This is a genomic window from Xanthomarina arctica (assembly GCF_014638915.1).
In the GTDB taxonomy this organism is placed as follows: Bacteria; Bacteroidota; Bacteroidia; order Flavobacteriales; family Flavobacteriaceae; genus Xanthomarina; species Xanthomarina arctica.
Genome location: NZ_BMFQ01000002.1, coordinates 307808 through 331118 on the forward strand (window position 1 = coordinate 307808; position 23311 = coordinate 331118).

The following is a 23311-nucleotide window of genomic DNA, read 5'->3' on the forward strand; positions in this document are numbered from 1 at the left end:
AACCTTAAAACTATGAAAAAAATGAAAACAATTTATTTAACACTAGTATGTACCATTGGAATGGTTGGATTTAATTCCTGTAGTAGTGATGATGATAATAAAAATGATGATGATTATGATGTTGGCTGTACAGAATTAACCTGGTATCAAGATGGAGATCAAGATGGATTTGGTGACCCAAATAATTCTCAACTATCCTGCACGCAACCCACAGGCTATATTTCGGATAATACCGATTTTGATGACGCAAATGCAACAGCCTATCCTGGCGCAGATGAACTATGTGATGATGGCATAGATAATAACGGAAATGGAGTGGTTGATGAGTGTGGTGTCCTTAGTCAAATATCAGGAACTTGGACAACAAACTTTGGCGTCTCATACACAATTACTAATTCAACTATAATAGAAACAACAAATAACTATACATATCACATCTTAGTTTCTGAGAGTAACTATGTTATCTGTTTAAATGATGCCAGCAATCCTTTTAATGCTGATTTATATAGCAAGTTCGTCTTTACCAATATAGAAACGAACACGTTTAACCTCTGTCAACCCTTTTATGACAGTGAATCTCAAGAGTTTATAGAAAATGCAACAGATCCCACAAATCCTGATGATTTGGATGCAGGTTGTGGCGGTTTCGCGTGGAGTCTAGTTACTAGAGATTAAAATTTTCTGTCATTACTAGGAAAAAGGAACTAGCAATGTGGTAATCTGTTCATTGAGAATGCTATTAAATAGATTGCTACACTGCTAAATGAAAATTTAAATAAGTGTCAATTCCGCTAAATATAAGTACCACAATACTACTTATAAAAGTTTTACTCCACATTAAATTCGGAACGAACCATGAAGCAGATTCTATAAATCCAGTTTGCCAAATCTAAAAGATCTCCACTTCCTTATAGAATTTGGAACTGCAAGCGCAGTTGAATCAACTAGAAATATAATGGATCTCGAATTAGAATCCAAGTCATATTTATAAAACCATTTAAAAGAATAATAACTTTTGGTAAGCCAACAAAATACCAAAACGACATGTTTAAAATTTATGTAAAGATGATTTGAGCGAAAAGAAATCACCAAAACATTTAAACACACGAAGACAAATAATTAAAAATAATTTTTAAAAATGTTAACCTTTTATCAAAAAAACTATTAATAATAAAACATAAAAATATTAAAGAGATGAAACTATTATTTACAACAATCCTATTTGTTTTTAGTGCATTTGCAAGCCAAGCACAAATTTTTGATAGACTAGCTGATAAGGCAGCAAATTCGGCTGAAAGAGCCCTTGATAGAAAAGTGGAGCAAAAAGCTCAGAAAGAAACAGATAAAGCTTTCGATTCGGTTTTTGAAAGTGATGGTACTAAAAAATCGAAATCTTCAAAAGAAGATACCACAACAACAAACAGTAAAACTCCAGAGGCTGTTTATAATTTTTCTCATAAATATGTCATGCAAATTGAAAGTGGTAAAAACATTAGCACCTTAACGTATTTTCTAGCAAAGAACCAGAATTATTTTGGCAATATCATTGAAAGTACAACAATCATGATGAGTGTATTGGATCTAACTAAAAAAACCATGTTTATGTTTACAGAAGCTGGAGGCCAAAAAATGCTCATGTCAACTTCTTTGGATATTAACGATTTGGTAGATGATGAGGATACAACAAATAAAGATATCAAAGTAGAAAAAACCAACAACACCAAAGTCATTTTAAACTATACCTGTAGAGAGTTTATAGTAACAAGCGACGATTTTAATGGAAGTTTTTGGGTAACTCAAGAAGCAGATATCACTTTTCCAAGTGGCTTTTATAACATGGACAATAAGAAAAGCAAAACCAACCAGAAATGGATGAATAATGTTGAGGGATTAATGCTTGAAATGGACATGACTACAACTAGCGGAAAGAAAACAGAATCGATAAAAATGACCTGTGTAGCTTTAGAAAAATCAGACTTTTCTATAAATACTAAAGAGTATAAAAAATTCATGTAAAACCAATTAAATATAAAGCATTATGAAAACATTACAAAAAATAAGTCTTGGAGTTTTTTTTATGATAACTCTATCTTTCTTAATTACATCTTGTAGTATAGATTCTTTAGACAGCAATGATGATCAACAGCAACAACAAACATATCCATTGGACGATTTGCAAGGCAATTGGATTCGAATAGGTGGTAATAACCCAACCAATAATGGCATGAAACTAAATGTCCTTGACAATATAGGTGAAATTACATTTGCTGCTCAATCTGAATTCAATATTGGAGATATTAAATGGAAAGATATTGAAGGGCAAAGCTCAGGAAACTATACACATAGAGAACTTGGAAGTGATTACAGTTACTATGCAGCATCTATAGATTTTGGAGTGGATGATACCTTGCGTGTCAATGTAAATAATTCTGGAGCCGGTAATATTCAAAAATGGGTCCGTGAGTCAAATTATACACCACAATCTGTTTTTCTTGCCGGATTACAAGGCGAATGGATTCGTGTAGGCGGAAATAACCCAGTAAATAATGGGATTGTAATTGATGTGGAAGAAACTACGGGAACTATAACAGATCCTCATTTATCCGAATTTGATTTAGGAGACCGCAAATGGAAAGACATTTATGCTATAGATGGTAATAGTTTTATTTATGAAGAACTGGGAAGCGATAATAATTATTATACCTCCACCATGGAACTTGGGGTTGCAGATACCTTAAGAATTGATGTAAATAACAGTGGTGCAGGAAATATCCAGAAATGGGTTAGACATTAAACTAACTAACTAACTAACTAACTAAAAAAATCATTTTTAGTGATTACAAAATGATTGAACGCATGCATTCATTAACTAAATATATAATCAAAGAAGTCTTGAATTAAAGATTTTTTTAAAAAACATCAAAATGAAACGTAAAATAATATTCGCAACCCTACTTACAGGTATCCTTTTTTTTACAACTTCTTGTAGTAATGATGATGATTCCGTTGAATTCATTCCTGAAGCTAATCGTATAGAGACGGTTTCTGGAGCTAATCAGGCTGGGATTATAGAAACCGAATTATCGAACCCAATTGAGGTCATGATAAAAGATCAAAACGGCAACGCATTTACTGGCGCAAATGTTGATTTTTCAGTAACAGACGGAAATTTGTCCTCAATAACGGCCACAAGTGATGGCAGTGGAATGGCAATAACCTACTGGACACTTGGATCTATAATTGGAGTACAACAATTAACAGCTACTGTGTTTCAGGAAGATGGCGTAACCCCTTTAAGTGGTTCTCCTTTAATTATTTCAGCCACAGCGACAGATATTCCTTGTCAAACATTATTAAATTCTACAGTACTCCCAGTTGGACCTAGTGCTGGAACTTTGACAACATCTGTTATTAGTATTTCAGATTCGTTTACGGTAAGCGATGTCAATGTCACTTTGAATATTAATCATACTTGGGTGGCTGATATGGATATTTTTCTAATAGCACCAGATGGCACAATGGTGGAATTAACCACAGACAACGGAGGTCCTGGAGATAATTTTGTAAATACCGTTTTTGATGATGAAGCGACACTCTTAATTATTGATGTATTAATTGCAGATGCTCCTTTTACAAATACATATCAACCAGAAGGTAGCCTTGCTGATTTTAATGGTTTACAAGCTAATGGAGATTGGACACTTAGTATAACTGATGATCAAGGTAGTGATGGAGGCTCGCTCATCAATTGGTTTATTGATATATGTGGTTATTAATAGATATGTTGCCAAACTTCCAATAATTTGGAATCTCGACCAATGAGTGGTCCCCAACATCTACCATAAACCTTTTAGGATGAAATTCTATAAATATTTGAAAGTAGGACTCCAAAACCTAGTTTATTCAGATCAGGGAATGTTGATTACAGGTTATGATGGCTGTAGACACAACGTATCAGAAAATTAAAAAACAAAAATAACTAATAATTATGAAAAAACTTAAACAAATTGTTTTAGGGTTAGCTTTATTAATCGGCTATACAGCAAATGCCCAACAAGGTATCAATTATAAAGCCCTTATTAAAGACGATTTGGGCAATGTGGTTGTTAATCAAAATGTAAGACTACAATTTACCATATTGGCGATATTTTCAAATGGAAGTCCTGTCTTTCAAGAAACTCATGATCCAATTATGTCTGATGCCAATGGTATTATTATTACCAACATTGGTGATGGTGCACAATCTTTAAGCTATGGTGCTTTTGACGACATAGATTGGGGAAGCCATAAGCATTATCTAAGAGTAGGAATAGACATTACTGGCGGAACTAATTTTGTAAACATGACAACAACTGAGTTTAATGCAGTGCCTTATGCAAAACATGCTGAAATTGCGACTAACGTTAGTGGCTTAGAGAAAATTTCAGAAGTAAACCCTGAAACAGGATTCTCGCAAACTGGATGGAGATTAATAGGTATGTCTCCGGCCAATTACGGTACAATTGGACAAAATGCTATTGATTTAAGTTATTCTAGTAATAACGAAGAATTAAGAGGAGCAACAGGAAGGGAAGCAATTGCAATGGGATATAATGTTGGGGCTTATGGGTATCGATCTACAGCCATTGGGAATTCTTCCAAAGCAAGAGGCGATTATTCATTAGCTGCAGGTTCTAGAGCACAAGCTAATGGAACATCTTCCACAGCCATGGGAAGTGACACATTTGCTACTGGAACTTCTTCAATGGCAATGGGCGATAACACATTTGCATCAGGAAGAATTTCAACAGCAATGGGAATTAAAACAACTGCTCAATCCTATGCCGAAATAGCCATTGGCTCCTACAATACAAGTTATGTGCCTTCAAATACTACTGATTGGGATGTCAACGATCGTCTTTTTGTTATTGGTAACGGACAAAGTACAGCAACTGCAAATAATGCTGTTACAGTTTTAAAAAATGGAAACTTCGGTGTAAATACTTCTAACCCTGAAAGTTTATTTGAAATAGCACATCAAAATGGTCGTCCTACTCCAACAAACTCTAACAGCAACGGGTTAAGTATAAGAAATTTAAGTAATAATGAGTCATGGCAATTTTACTCCCATCAAGATGGTTATTTAGAGTTGTTAAGAAACAAATCTCACAAAGGTTCTTTTAACCCAAATACTGGAGTTTATGCAACTGTTTCGGACAGACGCACAAAAAAAGATATTACTCCATTAGAAAATGGTACCCTAAACAAAGTGATGCAGCTCAATCCTGTAAGCTATATAATGAAAGACCAAACAGATTCTAAACGAAATCTAGGTTTGATATCTCAAGAAGCACAAGAACTATTCCCTAGTATCACCCATTATATAGAGGAATCAGACCTGCTTACCTTGTCTTACACAGAGCTGATTCCTGTACTTATTAAAGCCATCCAAGAGCAGCAAACAATTATTGATAGTCAAAAGACAAAAACTGAAAGTTTGGAAAATCAACTGGCTAAAGTATTCATGCGTTTAGAAACATTCGAAGCCACTAACAATTAAAAGTTTTCCTCCATATTGATTTCTGAACGAACGATGAAGCAGATTCCATAAATCCAGTTTGTCAGATCCAAAAGATCTTCATTGAATTAAAGTAATTGGAACTGCAAGCGCAGCAACAAATTATTGATGAACAAAACAAACAAATAGAATTATTGTAACAGACAATTCATTTCTAAATGAAAAAGATAATGTACAAGATAAATCTATTGAAGCATTAGTAGAACGCTTAAATTTTATAGAAGCAAAACCAATTAAATAAAAAAACGAACATGAAAAACACTATAATCACATTACTTTTCTCACTACTGATAACTGTTTCAAGCTTCTCGCAACAAGGTATTAACTACAAAGCTTTAATAAAAGATGCTAATGGCAATGTCCTTCTAAATACACACAATATAAGTGTACAATTTACAATTTATGAAGGAGCTACATTAACCAATCAAGTTTATCAAGAAACGCATACTAATGTTTCAACAGATGTTAATGGCATTTTAATTAGTACAATGGGTGATGGTAATACATCAGATGTTTTTTCAGACATAAGCTGGGGAAATGATGAACATTGGCTAAATGTACAAATTGATATTGGTGACGGATTATTAGATGTTTCAACTACGCAATTTATGGCTGTGCCTTATGCTATAAATGCCAAAACTGCAGCTAACGTAACTGGTTTAGAAAAAATTACTGAAGGAAGCAATGCAGGTTGGCGATTAATAGGACAAGACCCAAATAACTATGGTAATATTGGTGGAAATGCTGTAGATTTAAGTTTTAACGGTAGTGATAATGTAACTAATGGTGCTACTGGAAGTTATTCCACAGCCATGGGACAAAGTACAACGGCATCTGGAATTTATTCTACAGTCATGGGGCGATTTGCTACAGCATCCGGATATGCTTCTATTGCCACGGGGTCTAGCACAGAAGCATCTGGTGAAAATTCTACAGCTCTGGGAGAGTTTACAACGGCCTCGGGACGTACTTCCACTTCTTTTGGAATAAATACAATAGCATCTGAGCAAAGTTCTACAGCCATGGGGCAAAATACAACAGCATCGGGATATTATTCCACAGTCATGGGATTTGGAACTAATGCAATAAGTTTAGGGTCTTTAGCCATTGGTAGATATAATATTGGTACTGGTAACGCTACTGCATGGGTTGCAACAGATCCTTTATTCGAAATAGGAAATGGTACTGATGATACATCAAGAACGAACGCATTAACCGTTTTAAAAAACGGTACTATTACAGCTCCAAGTTTTGATTTAGTCGAAATAATTAACCCCAAAGCGCTAATAACCAAGGAATATGCTGATGCTAATTTAGTAGCCTCTGGTTTAGATAAATTAACAGAAGGTAGCAATACAGGTTGGAGATTAAAAGGACGAGATCCAAATAACTATGGCAATATTGGTTTAGATGCAATCGACTTAAGTTATAGTGGTAGTGCTAGTGTAACCAATGGTGCTAATGGAAGTTATTCCACAGCCATGGGAGAAAGTACAACAGCATCTGGAGTTTTTTCTACAGTCATGGGGCGATTTGCTACAGCATCTGGATATGCTTCTATAGCCACGGGGTCCAGCACAGAAGCATCTGGTGAAAATTCTACAGCTATGGGAGAATTTACAGCGGCCTCCGGACGTACTTCCACGTCTTTTGGAATAAATACTACAGCATCTGAGCAAAGTTCTACAGCTATGGGACAAAATACAACAGCATCTGGATATTATTCCACAGCCATGGGATTTGGAACTAATGCAACAAGTTTAGGGTCTTTAGCCATTGGTAGATATAATATTGGTACTGGTAATGCTACAGCATGGGTTGCAACAGACCCTTTATTCGAAATAGGAAATGGTACAAATTCTAATGCGAAAACGAACGCATTAACCGTTTTAAAAAACGGTACTATTACAGCTCCAAGTTTTGATTTAGCCGAAATAATTAGCCCCAAAGCTCTAATTACGAAAGAATATGCAGATGCCAATTTAGGTTCTACAGGTTTAGAAGGATTAGGATCAGGTTGGAGATTAAAAGGTCAAAACCCAAATAACTATGGCAATACTGGTTTTAAAGCTGTAGACTTAAGTAATAGTGATACTGCTAGTACAACTCATGGAGCTACAGGATGGTCTTCCACTGCCATGGGATGGAATACAATAGCATCTGGGTCTTATTCGGCAGCTAATGGAAGCAATACATCAGCATCAGGCCATAATTCCACAACTATGGGAATTTTAACCATTGCCTCTGGAGAACGTTCAACAGCCATAGGTTATGGAACAACCGCTTCTGGACATACTTCCACAGCAATGGGATGGAACACAATAGCATCAAGTCACACATCATTAGCTATTGGAAGATTCAATGTTGGTGGAGGTAGTGCTACTTCATGGGGTGCTACAGACCCTTTGTTCGAAATAGGAAATGGCATTAGCAATGGATCAAGAACGAATGCTTTAACAGTTTTAAAAAATGGAAAAGTAGGAATTGGTACAGCTTCCCCATCTTCTAGATTTCAAATAACTAACGGTTCTGATGCGAGTTACAATAGCGATTCTGGTTATTTGGTTTTGGGCAATACAACAGGATCTAACTTGGTTTTTGATGAAAATGAAATTATGGCAAGAGATAATGGTGTCGCTTCAACGCTTTTTTTACAACAAGATGGTGGCGATGTTAGAGTAGGAGGTGTTTTGGTACATAGTAGCGATAGACGTCTTAAAAAAGACATCACGCCGTTGTCTTACGGTTTAGATACCGTTTTGCAACTAAACCCTGTTCAATACAATTGGATAAACAGAACACAAGATTATAAATCTATTGGTTTAATTGCTCAAGAAGTACAACCGGTTATTAGCGAGATTGTACATGAAGATGATGATGAAGCAAAAACCTTAAGTGTAAGTTATACAGAGCTTATTCCTGTGCTAATTAACGCAGTTAAAGAGCTAAAAGCTGAAAACGATGCTTTAAGATCTAGAGTTAAAATTTTAGAAAATAACAAATAATATTTAAGAATGATGATCATTGTTTATATCTGTTCCACAATTACCTTTTTAATTGCAATAAACTTATTGTTATTAATATGTAGTTGTAATAAATATCATGAAGACATAGAAGGAGAAATAACCTTAAAAGAATAAGTAACGTAATCATAAAACTTGGAATAGGCCTTAATCAACAACAAAAACAACAGGTTGTTACATATGTTATATAGAATGTTACAATGGTAGTATACAATATGATAGGTCATTTTTAAATTTGTATTGAAGATTTAATACATTTTTTTAAACGGATGTTAACCTTTTAAGAATAGAGTTATTAAATAGAAAACAGATACTTATGAAAACAACACTCACAATTATTATTTGCATGTTCTTAAGTCTTTTGACTCAGGCTCAAAATGGAATTAACTACAAAGCCGTAATTAAAGACGATTTAGGAAATGTGATTGCTAACGATCTTATTCAAATTCAGTTTACCATATTAGCAGGAGCTTCTAATGTGTATCGTGAAACACATTCGCCAACTACTGATAGCAATGGAATTGTTATGGTAAATATTGGAGAAGGCACCTTAATTTCTGGTAATTTTACTTCTATTGATTGGGGGAGTGATGACCATTTTTTAAATGTCCAATTAAATACAGGCACTGGATTGACAGATATGGGTACTACACAATTTAAGACAGTGCCTTATGCCATAACAGCAGGCAATATCGAATTGCCTTATTATGATGAAACAAGTGAAGTAGGGGCTGCGTTTCAGGTACATAACGATTTTGGGAGCAGTCGTTATGGTCTTGCTGGTTCGGTAGGAACTGATGGAGAGATTTTGCCTGCTAATAACGCTGGAGTCTTAGGTCAAGGAGTAGAGGCGCATGGGGTTTATGGCGTTTCCAAAACAAGCTTTTTTGCTGGAGTACAAGGAGTTTCTGAATCCGTAGAAGGGGTAGGTGTACAAGGTTATGGTTATGGAGGTGGAGTAGGAGGTCATTTTTATACAACTTCTACAGGTGTGGCAGCATTGACTACTGGAAGAGGAAATGTTGGGATTGGTATAAACGAACCAGAAATGAAGCTTCATGTTGGAGGAGACTTGTTCATACAAACCAATTTAGGAGAATTGGTTATGGGTTTTCCTGATAACGGAAACCAATGGCAATTTAGTACTCAAGGAAACGGAGCTAACTTACAAATTCGATCTAAAGTAGATGGTAGTGACACTTTTACTACTCGCTTTAGAATGACACAAGAAGGGAATTTTGGTATTGGTACAATAGCACCCAGCACAAAATTGCATATTGTTGGCGGATTAGATGCTAGTTTAACTGATGGTAGTGGTTACATGGTGTTAGGTAATGAAACTGGTCTAAACGTAGTAATCGATGAAAATGAAATTATAGCACGCAGCAATGGTTCTGCATCAACACTTTATCTTCAAAAAGAAGGAGGCAACATATCGGTAGGAGATAATGGTGCTAACGTTGGAATTAATGGCATACCAACTGCAAGACTTGAGGTTTTTCAAGATGGTCAGTCAGTCGGTACTGGTTTACGCTTTGATGATGGTACTGCTAATAGTGATTGGAATATTACACATGGATACTCACTTCGCTTTCATTATGGAGGCACCTTAAAAGCCGCTATAAGTGCATCAACAGGAGCTTATGTAGCTTCTTCAGATATAAATTTAAAGTCAGACATTCAAGGCATGCCAACAGTTTTAGATCGTGTTGAAAAATTAAGACCTTCAACTTATTATTACAAAGATGATGAAAGTAGAAAGCAAGCTTTAGGTTTTATTGCTCAAGAGGTTAATTCTATATTTCCAGAAGTGGTTCATTTTTCAGAAGCTGATGGTTTATATGGAATTGATTATGCTGCTTTTGGTGTTATATCTATAAAAGCCATCCAAGAACTACAAGCTATTGTTGAAGACCAACAAAAACAAATAGATGAACTGAAAGCCTTAGTTCAATCACAGTTAAATAAAAACTAATCCTTATGAAAACAATATTAAGCATACTAGTTATTTTTTGCTTCACTAAGTGGAGTAATGCACAAACCATTGAAAAATTCAGTATCGATTCTGGAGGCGCTTCGGTAACTGCAGGAGGCATAGAAATTCTCTACACTATCGGCGAAGTCAATGTGCAAGAACTAAGTTCTGGGAATATTCAGGTTTCCGAAGGGTTTATAAACCCTATTACCTTAATGATCAAGCTTGATCCAAAAATATTTTTAGAAGGACCTTATGCTACTAGCTTAATGAATGACGATTTACGTATTGCAGGCATTATTCCTACTTCAAGTCCTTATATCGATAATGTAACATGTAATGCCTCTGTATTTAATACTACTGGAACCAACGCAGTTATAGATTGGGTTTGGATTGAAATACGCGATAGTGCTGACGGTATCACGGTAATTACTGAAAAGTCTGCACTATTATTAGCTAATGGAAGCGTAGTGGCAACAGATGGTGTTTCAACAGTTCCTATTGATGTCCCAATTGGGAATTACTACGTTATGGTAAGTCATCGAAACCATTTAGGAATTCTTACTGCAAACACGGTGAATTTATCGGGAGGGACAACAGTTCTTGATCTTACATCAAATAGTAATCTGATTATGGGTGGCTCTAATGGGATCGCTAATATGGGCGATGGCAAATTTGCTTTATATGCTGGAGATTTCAATGGAGACGGAAATATACAAAATACAGATAGAAATGCCGTAGAACCTCTACGAGGGTTGACAGGATATAACAATGCAGATATGAATTTGGACGGAGAAGTACAAAACGTAGATATCAATAATTTTCTTAATCCAAATTTAGGGAAAGGCGAACAGTTTACAAGTAACCGACTTTATGCTAAAAGAAAAACAAATTAATAATAATAAAAACTTTAATCTTATGAAAACTCAATACTCAATAATTTTAACTAGTATCATCATAGGTATTGCCTTGCTTTTTACTGTTAAAACGTACGCGCAACCGGATATCCATTTTACCTTTGCAAATGCAGAAATCACCAATGATGGTGTGAATGATTTTTACGAAGTAGATGTGCTAATTCAAACCATTAATAATACAGGGACTTTTAAATTAAGTTCTGGACAGTTATATTTTACTTATAACACCTTAGCATTTGGTGAAAATGTTAGAGCAAATGATAATATCGAATTTCTTTATCCAGAAAATCAAGGTTATATTTTAGCTCAAGGGGTTGATGCTACTGCGGCCGCAAAAATTTATGGCGTATTTACTGTTAACGACAATACGGATTCAAGGGTTTCTTGGGCTTGTTCTCAAGTATTTGCAGCAGCTACTTTTGCAGATGATAATATTACTGAAACACCTCAAAGACTGTTGCGCATAAAAATAGAATTTACAGATAATAGTCAATTGCCAATGGTGATGTTCGAGGATGGCGAGGCATATATCCATCAGTTTTATACGGTTTGTGGACCATTTGCTGCAGGACCATTTGAGTCTGCTGATTGTGGCGCATTTCCGGGAACTCAGATTGTAGTTGATACCTATGATAGTAGTGCAGCGACATTATCTATTCCTCAGGAAGAACAGATAAACCAAATATCTATTTATCCAAATCCAGCTTCAGATTACATCCATATTTCGACCAGTTATATAATTCAACAAGTAGAAATATTTGATATTCTGGGTAAGAAAGTGAAGGTTGTTTTAAACAGTAATCAAATAGCTGTCAGTAATTTGCAAGCAGGGATCTATATTGTAAAAGTCTTTACAGATAAAGGCGAAATCACAAAAAAGATAGTTATCGAGTAATATAAAAATATAAAGACGCTATTAATCAGTGTGAAAGGGGGTTGAGATTATTTAAAAATAACTTGATTCCCTTTTTTTTAATAGTTTACGTACTCAATAATCTCCAAACCATAACCAATCATTCCAACACGTTTGGTTTGTTCGCTATTTGAAATTAAACGAAGTTTATGAATATTCAAATCGTGAAGTATTTGTGCACCAATACCAAAATCTTTAGAGTCCATTTCAATAGCCGGCGCTTTAATAACTTCTCCATCACTCTGTGCTTCTTTTAAAACAGCTAAACGTTTTAGAAGGTTCATAGATTGACTTTGCTGATTAATAAATACAATAGCTCCTTTTCCTGCATCGGTTACCACTTGAAACATGCCATCTAATTTCTGATCTGCATTATTAGTTAAGGTTCCTAAAATATCATTGTTAACTAAAGTTGAGTTAATTCTGGTAAGCACATGTTCATTCGAATCCCAAACTCCTTTTGTTAAAGCTATATGGATTTGATTATTGGTTGTTTGCTGGTATGCTCTTAAACGAAAATTCCCAAAACGGGTTTCGATTTGAAAGTCTTCTTTTTTCTCAATTAAAGAGTCATGTTCCATTCTATAGGCAACTAAATCTTCAATGGAGATAATTTTTAAATCAAATTTCTTTGCTACAATTAACAGTTGAGGTAACCGCGCCATGGTACCATCTTCATTTAAAATTTCAACTAAAATTCCAGCAGGCTTAAAGCCAGCTAATCGTGCTAAATCTACAGCAGCTTCTGTGTGACCAGTTCTTCGTAAAACACCGCCATTTCTAGCTCGTAAAGGGAAAATATGACCTGGACGACCTAAATCGGAAGGTTTTGTGTCTCCATTCACTAAAGCTTCTATGGTTTTAGAGCGATCGTGAACTGAAATTCCAGTGGTACAACCATTCCCAATTAAATCTACAGAAACAGTAAAGGGAGTATGATGTAAAACTGTATTATTTTGAACCATTAAGTTTAAATCCAACTCTTCACAACGATCTTCTGTTAAAGGTGCACAAATAAGCCCGCGTCCATGGGTAGCCATGAAATTAATCATTTCTGGGGTTACCTTTTCGGAAGCAGCAATAAAATCGCCTTCATTTTCCCTGTTTTCATCATCAACAACAATAATTACTTTGCCGTTTTTGATAGCATTAATGGCATCTTCAATACTGTCTAATTGAATGTTGGCAGTTTTATTTGCCATTTTAAGAGTGGACATAATCTAATTTTTAAATAGGTTGCAAAGGTATGGCTTATTTTAAACTAACAGAGAGGTCTTCATTAATTTTGTTTCTCCTTAAATAATGAGTTAAAGGATAAAAAATAAAACTCAATAATATATTAATGGGGTTTTTAGAAGGACCTTTTATTTCTAATAATTTATAAACAGAATTTAGTTTTATATAAGACAATATAAAATAAACAAGACATACAAAAAATGAAATAATACTTAATTGAACACCAACTAATGCGATTTCTTCTAATTTATTATTTTTCAAAATAAAATAGAGAGGTAATAAGACTGCTCCTATAACATAGAAAATAAAGGTAAATTGAGCGTAATCAGTATAGTCTTTATGTCTTTCTCTAATTTTAGAATAATCCTCAACACGAGCTAATGGGTCTTGGGTATTATCTAAGTTGTCTTCTATAACTTCTCTAATGGCTTCTGGTAATTTTGAAGCGGATCTAGAGTCTTCCTTTTCCTTAATTTTAAAGAGTTTCTTTATTGGTTCTATAATATGGTCAAATTCAAAAAGGCCTCTATCTTCCGTTGCTCGCTTGGTTAAATAAAAACCTAAAGGAAGCATGATGATAGTTGAAAACCAAGAAGCAATTATTGGGCTAAAGCTTCCGTCTTTAGCACTGTTTTTTGCGAATATTCCAATAAAATGATAGGTTAAAAACAAAAATATAGCAATTACCATTGGCAACCCAATACCTCCTTTTCTAATTAAAGCTCCTAAGGGTGCTCCAACAAAAAACAGGATGATACAGGCAAATCCTAAAGCTAATTTTTCATGTAAGGCTATAACATGTCGGTTAAGCCAAACAGTTTTGGTTTTTAATCCTTGTTCTTTAACATCAATAATTTGTATCGTACTTTTAAATGTATTTGAAGCTAAATCTATAAGTTGTACTTTGTCCTTATTGCTAAATAATTCCAAAATTTCTCCCTCATAGGTCATATCTTTTTTTAAAGAAACGCCAGTATTGATTATGGGTAAGTTGCTTCTGTTATAAAGGTTGGCCGCAAGTTCTTTTATATCCTTTTCTTGATCAATTTTTAAGGTGTCAATGGTATAGCTTAAATCTCTAATGTTTAACATGTTGTATTTGTCGCTAATGTCTTTTGACTCTAAATCAATATTGTTGAGGTCGGATAAATCTACATTAATAGTATACTTTTTAAAGTAACTTTTTGTCATAGGCTTTTTCTGCCTTTCTATATTATCCTTTGGAGGCGTATCATCATAAAAATAGCCATCATGTAAAATAAGTTGTAGGATATCAGAGTCCTCTTCCCCAATAAGCTCGCCAGTCTTGGAGTAAATAGTTGTAAAGTTTCCAGCTTTTCCGCCGGTTTTTTTATGGATAAGAACTTCTTTTAAAAATTGACCTCTATCACCACTTTTGTCGGCAACTTTAATATTGTATTCGTTCCCAACTTCGTTAAACTGTCCTTTGGCAATAACCATGGCAGGTTTTAACTTGGCAATATTTTTTCTCAGGTTATAGGAATTGTATTCTGCCCAAGGAATGACATTATTTGTAAAGAAAAATGTGGTTATACCTAGTAACACTATAAAAATGCTAAGCCCTTTCATGGCGCGTTGCAATGAAATTCCTGTAGATTTCATGGCCGCAAACTCATAGTTTTCGGCAAAATTACCAAATACCATAATGGATGCTAATAGAATAGTTAAGGGTAGAACTAGCGGTATTAATTTAGGTGCAAAATATACTAGGAATTTAGCAACCACAACCATATCTAGATCCTTTCCAGCTAATTCCTTAATATATAGCCAAATGGTTTGTAAAACAAAAATCAGCATGAGTATCACAAACACGCTGATAAAAGTTTTAAGATATGAGGTTAGTATGTATCTATCTAAAATCTTCAAAAGTCACCTAATCCAATTTGTTAATGTAGTAATCCTTATACTTATTCTTGTCAAATGTAAATAAGGATTTCGAAATAGGTTCGTTTGTTTTAAAAGAATTAACAGTTAAAGTTGTTTTTGTTCCATTCTCTCCAATCTCTATTAAATTGTAAATATGTTTGGTTTGCGCATCGATACCCAACAAAATGTTTTTTATTTCAGAATTAGAATCAATAGGCGTTAGTTTTACATATTGAATTTTTCTTCCTTTAACATCCTGAATGATATCCATTTTATATGTATAACCATCTTCATAGAATGACAGAAGTTTACTTGGCGAAAAGTTACTTTCATCGTTAGGGTTTTCAGTTGAAATAGTAACTTCTTCGTCATCTGGACTAATACTATAAAGTGTTTTTCCATCAAAAATACGTGTGGCTCCTAAAATGTTTAAACGGTATTTGTTGCCTTGTAAAACCACATCACCACGGGTTTCTTGTTTGATGTTTTCTGCCGAATTATCTAACACATATTTAAAGTCTATAGAAATGTTTTCATAGCTTTTTGCTTTCTTAGAAACTTCATCTAAAAGCGATTTTGCTTTAGCATCTTGTCCAAAAGATATCGCGCAAATGAATAAAGTGAAAATTAAAAGTATTTTTTTCATTGAGTTTAATTTTAGTATTTTCTTATTTTCCTTTTTGACATTTGATAGGAATTAGAAAATCATCTTTTTAATTAATTTGTTTCATTTTTTAAAAGTTGGTCAAGTGCTACTAAATCTGGGACTAATACTTGTCTGGCTTTACTGCCTTCAAAGCCTCCAACTATGCCCGCGGCTTCTAATTGATCGATTAAGCGACCAGCTCGATTATAACCTAATTTTAATTTACGTTGTAATAAAGAAGCTGAACCTTGTTGCGCAGTAATAATAACTTCTGCGGCATCACGAAACAGGATATCTCTATCGTTAATATCTACATCAAGACTTGTGCCACTTTCTTCCCCAACATACTCAGGTAATAAATAAGCATCCGGATAAGCTTTTTGTGAGCCAATAAAATCAGTAATGGCTTCTACTTCTGGGGTGTCAACAAAAGCACATTGAATACGAATCATTTCATTTCCTTGCGTAAAAAGTAAATCTCCACGACCTATTAATTGATCTGCTCCAGAACCATCCAAAATAGTTCTAGAATCTATTTTACTAGTTACTCTAAAAGCAATTCTAGCAGGGAAATTCGCTTTAATAATTCCTGTAATAACATTTACAGATGGACGTTGTGTGGCAATAATTAAGTGAATTCCAATGGCACGAGCTAGCTGTGCTAATCGAGCAATAGGTGTTTCTACTTCTTTTCCAGCTGTCATTATTAAATCGGCAAATTCATCTACTACCAAAACAATGTAAGGTAAGAACATGTGCCCATCATTCGGGTTTAACTTACGTGCTTTAAATTTCACATTATATTCAGCAATGTTTCTACAAAGTGCATTTTTAAGCATTTCGTAACGGTTATCCATTTCTATACAGAGCGAATTTAACGTATTAATTACCTTTGCATTGTCGGTTATAATTGCTTCTTCACTATCTGGAAGTTTCGCTAAATAATGACGTTCAATTTTGTTGAATAAGGTTAATTCTACTTTTTTAGGATCGACCAAAACAAACTTGACTTCTGCTGGATGCTTTTTATAAAGTAAAGAGGTCAATACGGCATTTAATCCTACAGATTTTCCTTGTCCAGTAGCTCCAGCCATCAATAAGTGAGGCATTTTGGCTAAATCGACAACAAAGGTTTCGTTGCTAATAGTTTTACCCAAAGCAATAGGCAAATACATTTCTGATTTCTGGAATTTTTGCGAGGCAATAACAGAACGCATGGAAACAATGGTAGAATTTTTATTTGGCACCTCTATTCCAATGGTTCCTTTTCCTGGAATAGGAGCAATAATTCTAATTCCTAAAGCTGAAAGTGACAAAGCGATATCATCTTCTAAGTTTTTAATTTTTGAAATCCTAATCCCAGCATCTGGAACAATTTCATAAAGTGTTACTGTAGGTCCAATGGTTGCTTTAATACTAGCAATTCCAATTTTATAATTGTTTAATGTATCTACAATTCGATTTTTATTTTCTTCAAGTTCTTCTTGGTTGATGGTAATACTTTCAGACTCGTATTTTTTTAATAAATTTAAGGAAGGAAATTTATAATTGCTCAATTCTAGTGTGGGGTCAAATTGGCCATAATCCTCAACCAATTTATTCGATAAATTATCGGTTTCCGAAAGTTCCTCAGCAACTTCTTCAACTTCAATTGTCATTTCAGGTTCCTCTATAATAACTTCAGGTCTCGGTTTTGGTTTTTCTTCCTGAACAACAACCTCTTTCTTTTTAGGAGGTATTTCTACATTTAGGTCGAAAGCAGATTTGATATCTTCGGCTTCAGAAGATAAATCGTTATCAATAGGAATAGAGATGTCTTCATCTGAAGGTTTAAACTCTTGTTTAAAATCTTTTGAAGCTCTGTGAAAGATGTTTTTAAAGGTTTCTGCTGTTACTTTAAAACGAATGGCTAAATAAGTTATAAGGAAGAAGACAAGTAGGAGAGACGTTCCAATTTTGCCCAAATAATCCTGTAAATAGCTATTCATTTCAAACCCAATAGTGCCACCAAGGATGTCCAGATTTTCGGCAAAAAAACCAAACAAAATGGAAAACCAGATAACAATTAGTGTTCCCCAAAACCAGTGTTTTCTTAATTTTATTAAACTAGAATTTGTTAAAACATAAACTCCTGAAAGAAAAACAAGTCCAGAAAATATAAAAGAAGCCACCCCAAAACCACGCTGAATAAAGAAGTCGCTTATCCAAGCTCCTGTTTTATTAAGCCAATTTTCTGGTTTTGCATCGCGAGACATAAATTCAGAAAGTGTGCTTTGGTCTGCTTTTCCAGTAAAAATAAAAGATACAAATGCTATAAAAAGTAAAAGTCCTAAAATAACCAAAAAGCTACCAAGAACAAGTTTTTGTTGATTAGACAACTTAAAACTAGGGGCTTTTAATTTAGGTTTACTAGAGGCGCTTGTTTTTGTTTTCTTTTTTGCCATATTTACTTTCTGAGAAACAGAAATGAGTTCAGTTTAATTAGTTTTATATTATTTGTTCAACGCAACAAAAATACAAATTACTAACGTTTATCCTAATGGTAAAAGTATTTAAAAAATCTTAGGAAAATATATGATGCAACCAACTATTATTGCAATCATGGCAAATATAAAAACGGCTCCAGCAGCAAGGTCTTTTATTAACCCAATTTTAGGATGAAACTCTGGATGTATAAAGTCTGCTACTTCTTCAATAGCCGTATTTAAGCCCTCAAGAGCAATTATTAAACCAATGGTTATAGTTTGAATAATCCATTCTGTAGGGCTTAAACCAACTAGAAAGCCAATAATGGTCATAATTATTCCAATACAAACCTGAATTTTAATACTCGATTCGGTTAATATCAATAATCGTGCACCACGAAAGGCAAATCCAATGCTTTTTAACCTGTTTACAAAAAACGACTCTTTTTTAGTCATCTAATAAAGCTTCAAGAGCGGCTTTATAATTAGGCTCATCTGCAATTTCTTGAACTTGTTCTGTATATTTAATGTTGCCTTTTTCGTCTAAAACAATCACGCATCTAGAATGCAATGCATCTAACGGGCCATTTGTGAAATTTAGACCATAATTTTTTCCAAAACTTCCATCTTTATAATCGGATAAAGAAACCACGTTCTCTAAGCCTTCTGCACCACAAAATCTATTTAAAGCAAACGGAAGATCTCTAGAAATACATAATACCTTGGTGTTTTCTAATTCTGCTGCTTCTTGGTTAAATAGCCTTACAGATTGTGCACAAGTGCCTGTGTCAACACTTGGAAATATGTTTAAAACTACTTTTTGTCCTAAAAAGTCGCTTAAAGATTTTGTATTTAAATCTGTGGTAGTTAGTTTAAAATCTGGAGCTTTTGTTCCGACTTTTGGTAGTGTTCCAGAAGTTTGTATAGCGTCTCCATGTAATGTTACTGTTGCCATGATATGTTGTATTTTAGTTTCCATAAAAATACTAATAAATTAAGAGTATTGCTAAAATCTGTTTTTCACTTTTAATAATTCGAAAATAAAAATTTCAACATATTGTTTTTCATAGAGTTAAGTGTCTTTTGTTTGTTTATAATGTGTTAGTTTTTTGTTAAACAAGTTTTTAGAACATCCAACTTGAGGTTTTGAAGCGTAGATATACTAAGAAATCAATTATTATAAAAACCTATTTATTATGAAATTATCAAAAAATTTATTCGGAGCTTTATTACTAACTTGCTTTTTAGGGTTTTCTCAAATGACTTCAGCCCAAATAGAAGAAGATAATACAGTTGAAAAATCAGAGACACATAATAAAGTCCAGGAAAAATCTGAAGTTCAAAATGATTCTGAAATGAAAAAAGAACAAGCAGACGTAAAGGCTAAAAAAGAAAATAAAGCTAGAGAAGAAAAAGCGATTGATCCTAAAGCAACCAAAAAAGAAAAAATGGATAGCGATAAAGAATAAAATTCGTATTCATAAAAAAAAAGCCTCTTAAATCAGTGATTTAAGAGGCTTTTTAATTTTTGTACTAGGTCAATTATTTGTCTATAGATCCAAGCACACGTTTCATAAAGCTATTTAATGCTTCTTTTTGTGGTGTGCCATCTTTAATCATTTTAGTTACTTCTAATGCGCCATACATATTGGATATTAATTCTCCAATAACATCTAATTCTTCATCTTTTAAAGAAGGAACTTCTGAGAGTGCTTCTAACGTTTCAATGGTTTCAACAACAAAATCTTCGTCGTTTTCTTCAATGAATTGGGTAAGGTGTTTTATTACTGGTAATTTCATATTTAATTAGTTTAAGTTATCAACCAATTCTTTTAAAACGTCCATCTTATTGGTTTGCGTCTGACTTACAAATGCACCATTTTTATACGTAGCAAAAGTTGGTAAATTATCAACTGTTGCCAGTTTTCTAGATTCCGGGAATTTCTCAGCATCTACAATTACAAACTTTTTATTTTCATTTTCTGAAGCTAATTTTTTGAATTTTGGCTTCATAATTCTACAATTTCCACACCAAGTTGCTGAAAATTGAACAACAACTGTATCGTTATTGTTTATTATCTCTTGTAAATTATCTTGATCTAATTCTTGTGTCATATTCGTTGGTTTTATAAAATTCCAAATTCCAAAAAATAATGATTTGGAATTTGGAACTAAATTGTTTTAGTGAGTTGCTAAATATGCTGCAGTTCCTTTAGCATTTGCTTGCATTGCATCTTTACCTTCTTCCCAGTTTGCTGGACATACTTCACCTTTTTCTTGTACGTGAGTTAAAGCATCTATGATTCTTAAATACTCATTAACATTTCTACCTAAAGGCATGTTGTTTATGCTTTCGTGTTGTACCGTACCTTCTTCATCAATAATGTAAGTAGCTCTGTACGTTACATTGTCTCCTTCAACAGTTACAACTCCAGTTTCTTCATTATATTCCTCATTCATGATATCTAAAATACCTAAAGTAGAGGCCAGGTTTCTGTTAGAATCTGCTAAAATTGGGTAAGTAACACCTTCAATTCCTCCGTTATCTTTTGCAGTACTTAACCATGCAAAATGTACTTCGGCAGTATCGCAAGATGCACCAATTACTATCGTATTTCTTTTTTCAAATTCAGACATAGCTGCTTGGAATGCATGCAATTCTGTTGGACAAACAAATGTGAAGTCCTTTGGGTACCAAAATAAAACTACTTTTTTCTTATTATTAACTGCTTCTTCAAGAACGTTTACTTTAAAGGTATCACCCATATCGTTCATTGCGTTAACGTTTAAATCTGGGAATTTTTTTCCTACAAATGCCATGTGTTTATGTTTTAAATATTAATAAATTTCTTTATTGCAAAGATAAGCCACATAGACGATTTTAGAGAAGAATAAAATCTTATTTCCTTATTGAGTTATAAATTTTGTTTATAGTCACGTTTTATTTCTATAATAAAAATCTATTTAGAGGTGAGTTGTTTAATTTTGATGTTAAGAGCCGCGAATAATAAGGTTGTAAATGGACTCAACCAGTTAAAGATAGCGTAGACAAAATACTCTCCAACGCTTACACCTAATACGCCAGATTGATAGGCTCCACAAGTATTCCAAGGAATTAATACTGAAGTAACAGTTCCAGAGTCTTCAAGAGTTCTACTTAAATTTTCTGGTGCTAAGCCTTTATCGTGATAAGCTTGTTTGAACATTTTACCAGGAATTACAATCGCTAAATATTGATCACTAGCAATAGCATTTAATCCTAAACAGCTAATAACTGTACTTGCAAAAAGCCCGAATACAGATGTAGCAACAGAAAGTAACACTTTGGTTATTCTGGATAAGGCTCCAATGGCGTCCATTGTACCACCAAAAACCATGGCACAACATATTAATAAGATAGTCCAAATCATTCCTTTCATCCCACCTGCAGAAAACAGGTCGTTTAGTTTTTCATTATCAGTAGTAATTTGTGTATCTGTAAGAACGGCATTGATAATCGATTCAAATTTCGACGTTGCTAATTGGTCTAAAATAGCCGGTTGGAAAACAAAGGCAAAAATAGCGGCAAGTAAAATACCAGCTCCTAAGGCAATTAATGGTTTTGTTTTAAATAGAATAAGTACAATAACCACAAATGGCACGATAAATAAAAGAGGCGTTATATTAAAGGTGTTGCTTATACTAGTCAATAAACTGCTTAAATCTGTGCTACCAGTAGTATCTAAAGACATGCTAATAACGCTAAAAGCTATTAGGGTAACAATAAGAGTTGGTACCGTTGTGATTGTCATATACCTGATATGTGTAAATAAATCTGTTCCAGCCATGGCAGGAGCAAGGTTTGTAGTGTCGCTTAATGGAGACATTTTATCACCAAAGTAAGCTCCAGAAATTACAGCCCCAGCAATCATTCCTGCTGGAATTCCTAATGCTGAACCAATACCGATAAGAGCAATACCCACAGTTGCCGAGGTGGTCCAGGAACTTCCTGTTGCAATGGAAATAACCGCACAGATAATTACAGAAGCTGGTAAAAATATAGCGGGACTCAGTACCTGTAAACCATAATAAACCATGGCAGGAATAACGCCACTAACTAACCAAGTTCCAGCTAAAGCACCCACTAAAAATAGAATTATGATTGGTACAGAGACACTTTTTAAATTTTCCCAAATTTCTTTTAGCATCAATTTAAATTGAACCTTGTTGAAAAATCCAACAATTGCGGCAACCGCTCCCCCGATTAATAAAATAAACTGATTCGAGTATTCACCTAAAGCTTCACCATCTGCTACAAAAATGTTATAAGCTAACATCATCATCAATAGAACCACAGGAATTAAGGCTTCCCAAATGCTAAGTTCCTTATTATCAATTATTGTTTGGTCTTCAATTTCAATTTCGGAAAGGTTTTTATCGTCCTGCATCGTGGTTGTTGGTTTATTTTAGGATTGTAATGTTACGATTTTCGCTTTAAGTATGCAAATAGTTTAAGTTGTAGGTTTTTGATTTTTTATAATTATAATTAATTGGGCCTCATTTAAAAGTATTTTTTTTATAGCGTATATCAGTATCATTGGAAAGGTTTAAAATGAAACAAGAAATCGAAAGAGAAATTAACTTATTTTAATTAAGGCAGTTACGTTCAATTTCTTATTAAAAATCCCTTTTTGTTTTAATTAAAATTATTAA

The 23311-nt window shown here is 33.9% G+C and carries 20 protein-coding genes; 10 read left to right on the plus strand and 10 right to left on the minus strand.

All coding sequences use genetic code 11. The annotated features are described in order from the left end of the window. Positions 1-21 precede the first annotated feature (21 nt). From IEV77_RS07585 to IEV77_RS07625, 9 genes are all read left to right on the plus strand, one after another. A complete protein-coding gene (locus IEV77_RS07585; protein ID WP_188463453.1) occupies positions 22-675 on the plus strand; it encodes a putative metal-binding motif-containing protein in 654 nt (217 codons plus the stop codon). Positions 676-1194: 519 nt separating this feature from the next. Continuing rightward, positions 1195-2016: a DUF4412 domain-containing protein gene (locus IEV77_RS07590; RefSeq protein ID WP_188463455.1), complete on the plus strand. Its 822-nt coding sequence runs from the start codon at positions 1195-1197 to the stop codon at positions 2014-2016. Between the two features lie 22 nt (positions 2017-2038). Continuing rightward, complete coding sequence (locus IEV77_RS07595) at positions 2039-2794, plus strand: hypothetical protein (protein WP_188463457.1); 756 nt, start codon at positions 2039-2041, stop codon at positions 2792-2794. A gap of 130 nt (positions 2795-2924) precedes the next feature. After that, positions 2925-3776 carry a proprotein convertase P-domain-containing protein gene (locus IEV77_RS07600; RefSeq protein ID WP_188463459.1) on the plus strand — a complete coding sequence of 284 codons (852 nt, stop codon included), beginning with the start codon at positions 2925-2927 and terminating at the stop codon, positions 3774-3776. 212 nt (positions 3777-3988) lie between these two features. Then, the gene (locus tag IEV77_RS07605) at positions 3989-5539 is read left to right on the plus strand and encodes a tail fiber domain-containing protein (RefSeq protein WP_188463461.1); all 1551 of its coding nucleotides are present in this window, start codon (positions 3989-3991) and stop codon (positions 5537-5539) included. Positions 5540-5808: 269 nt separating this feature from the next. Continuing rightward, on the plus strand, positions 5809-8562 hold the full coding sequence (locus IEV77_RS07610; RefSeq protein ID WP_188463463.1) for a tail fiber domain-containing protein: 2754 nt from the start codon (positions 5809-5811) through the stop codon (positions 8560-8562). A gap of 334 nt (positions 8563-8896) precedes the next feature. Continuing rightward, positions 8897-10555: a tail fiber domain-containing protein gene (locus IEV77_RS07615; protein ID WP_188463465.1), complete on the plus strand. Its 1659-nt coding sequence runs from the start codon at positions 8897-8899 to the stop codon at positions 10553-10555. A gap of 5 nt (positions 10556-10560) precedes the next feature. After that, positions 10561-11451, plus strand: coding sequence for a hemagglutinin protein (locus tag IEV77_RS07620; RefSeq protein WP_188463467.1), 891 nt, complete (start codon positions 10561-10563; stop codon positions 11449-11451). Between the two features lie 22 nt (positions 11452-11473). After that, positions 11474-12367, plus strand: a complete 894-nt coding sequence (locus IEV77_RS07625; RefSeq protein ID WP_188463469.1) for a T9SS type A sorting domain-containing protein — start codon at positions 11474-11476, stop codon at positions 12365-12367. A 77-nt stretch (positions 12368-12444) separates the two neighbouring features. On the opposite strand, the gene ribB is transcribed toward IEV77_RS07625, so the two are convergent. The 6 genes from ribB to tpx form a co-directional block, all read right to left on the minus strand. Next, positions 12445-13602 carry a 3,4-dihydroxy-2-butanone-4-phosphate synthase gene (gene ribB, locus IEV77_RS07630; protein WP_188463471.1) on the minus strand — a complete coding sequence of 386 codons (1158 nt, stop codon included), beginning with the start codon at positions 13600-13602 and terminating at the stop codon, positions 12445-12447. A gap of 34 nt (positions 13603-13636) precedes the next feature. Next, positions 13637-15508 (minus strand): LptF/LptG family permease, encoded by a 1872-nt coding sequence (locus IEV77_RS07635; protein WP_188463473.1) that lies wholly within the window; start codon positions 15506-15508, stop codon positions 13637-13639. Positions 15509-15515: 7 nt separating this feature from the next. Continuing rightward, entirely contained in the window at positions 15516-16154 is a 639-nt protein-coding gene (gene lolA1 / locus IEV77_RS07640) for an outer membrane lipoprotein periplasmic chaperone LolA1 (RefSeq protein ID WP_188463475.1), read from the minus strand. Positions 16155-16225: 71 nt separating this feature from the next. Continuing rightward, positions 16226-18598, minus strand: coding sequence for a DNA translocase FtsK (locus IEV77_RS07645; RefSeq protein ID WP_188463477.1), 2373 nt, complete (start codon positions 18596-18598; stop codon positions 16226-16228). Positions 18599-18706: 108 nt separating this feature from the next. Beyond that, positions 18707-19075 carry a diacylglycerol kinase gene (locus IEV77_RS07650; RefSeq protein WP_188463478.1) on the minus strand — a complete coding sequence of 123 codons (369 nt, stop codon included), beginning with the start codon at positions 19073-19075 and terminating at the stop codon, positions 18707-18709. Further along, positions 19068-19574, minus strand: coding sequence for a thiol peroxidase (gene tpx / locus IEV77_RS07655; protein ID WP_188463479.1), 507 nt, complete (start codon positions 19572-19574; stop codon positions 19068-19070). Before tpx ends, IEV77_RS07650 begins: the two co-directional genes overlap by 8 nt. Before the next feature lie 241 nt (positions 19575-19815). Here tpx and IEV77_RS07660 point away from each other — a divergent pair, with 241 nt between their 5' ends. Beyond that, entirely contained in the window at positions 19816-20088 is a 273-nt protein-coding gene (locus tag IEV77_RS07660; RefSeq protein WP_188463480.1) for a hypothetical protein, read from the plus strand. Positions 20089-20161: 73 nt separating this feature from the next. Here the strand turns inward: IEV77_RS07660 and IEV77_RS07665 are convergent, their stop codons facing one another. The 4 genes from IEV77_RS07665 to nhaC form a co-directional block, all read right to left on the minus strand. Then, on the minus strand, positions 20162-20419 hold the full coding sequence (locus tag IEV77_RS07665) for a DUF6952 family protein (protein WP_188463481.1): 258 nt from the start codon (positions 20417-20419) through the stop codon (positions 20162-20164). A gap of 6 nt (positions 20420-20425) precedes the next feature. Beyond that, positions 20426-20734 (minus strand): thioredoxin family protein, encoded by a 309-nt coding sequence (locus IEV77_RS07670; protein WP_188463483.1) that lies wholly within the window; start codon positions 20732-20734, stop codon positions 20426-20428. Between the two features lie 66 nt (positions 20735-20800). Beyond that, positions 20801-21439 carry a peroxiredoxin gene (locus IEV77_RS07675; protein ID WP_188463485.1) on the minus strand — a complete coding sequence of 213 codons (639 nt, stop codon included), beginning with the start codon at positions 21437-21439 and terminating at the stop codon, positions 20801-20803. A 140-nt stretch (positions 21440-21579) separates the two neighbouring features. Next, a complete protein-coding gene (nhaC, locus tag IEV77_RS07680; protein ID WP_188463487.1) occupies positions 21580-23046 on the minus strand; it encodes a Na+/H+ antiporter NhaC in 1467 nt (488 codons plus the stop codon). Positions 23047-23311 lie beyond the last annotated feature (265 nt).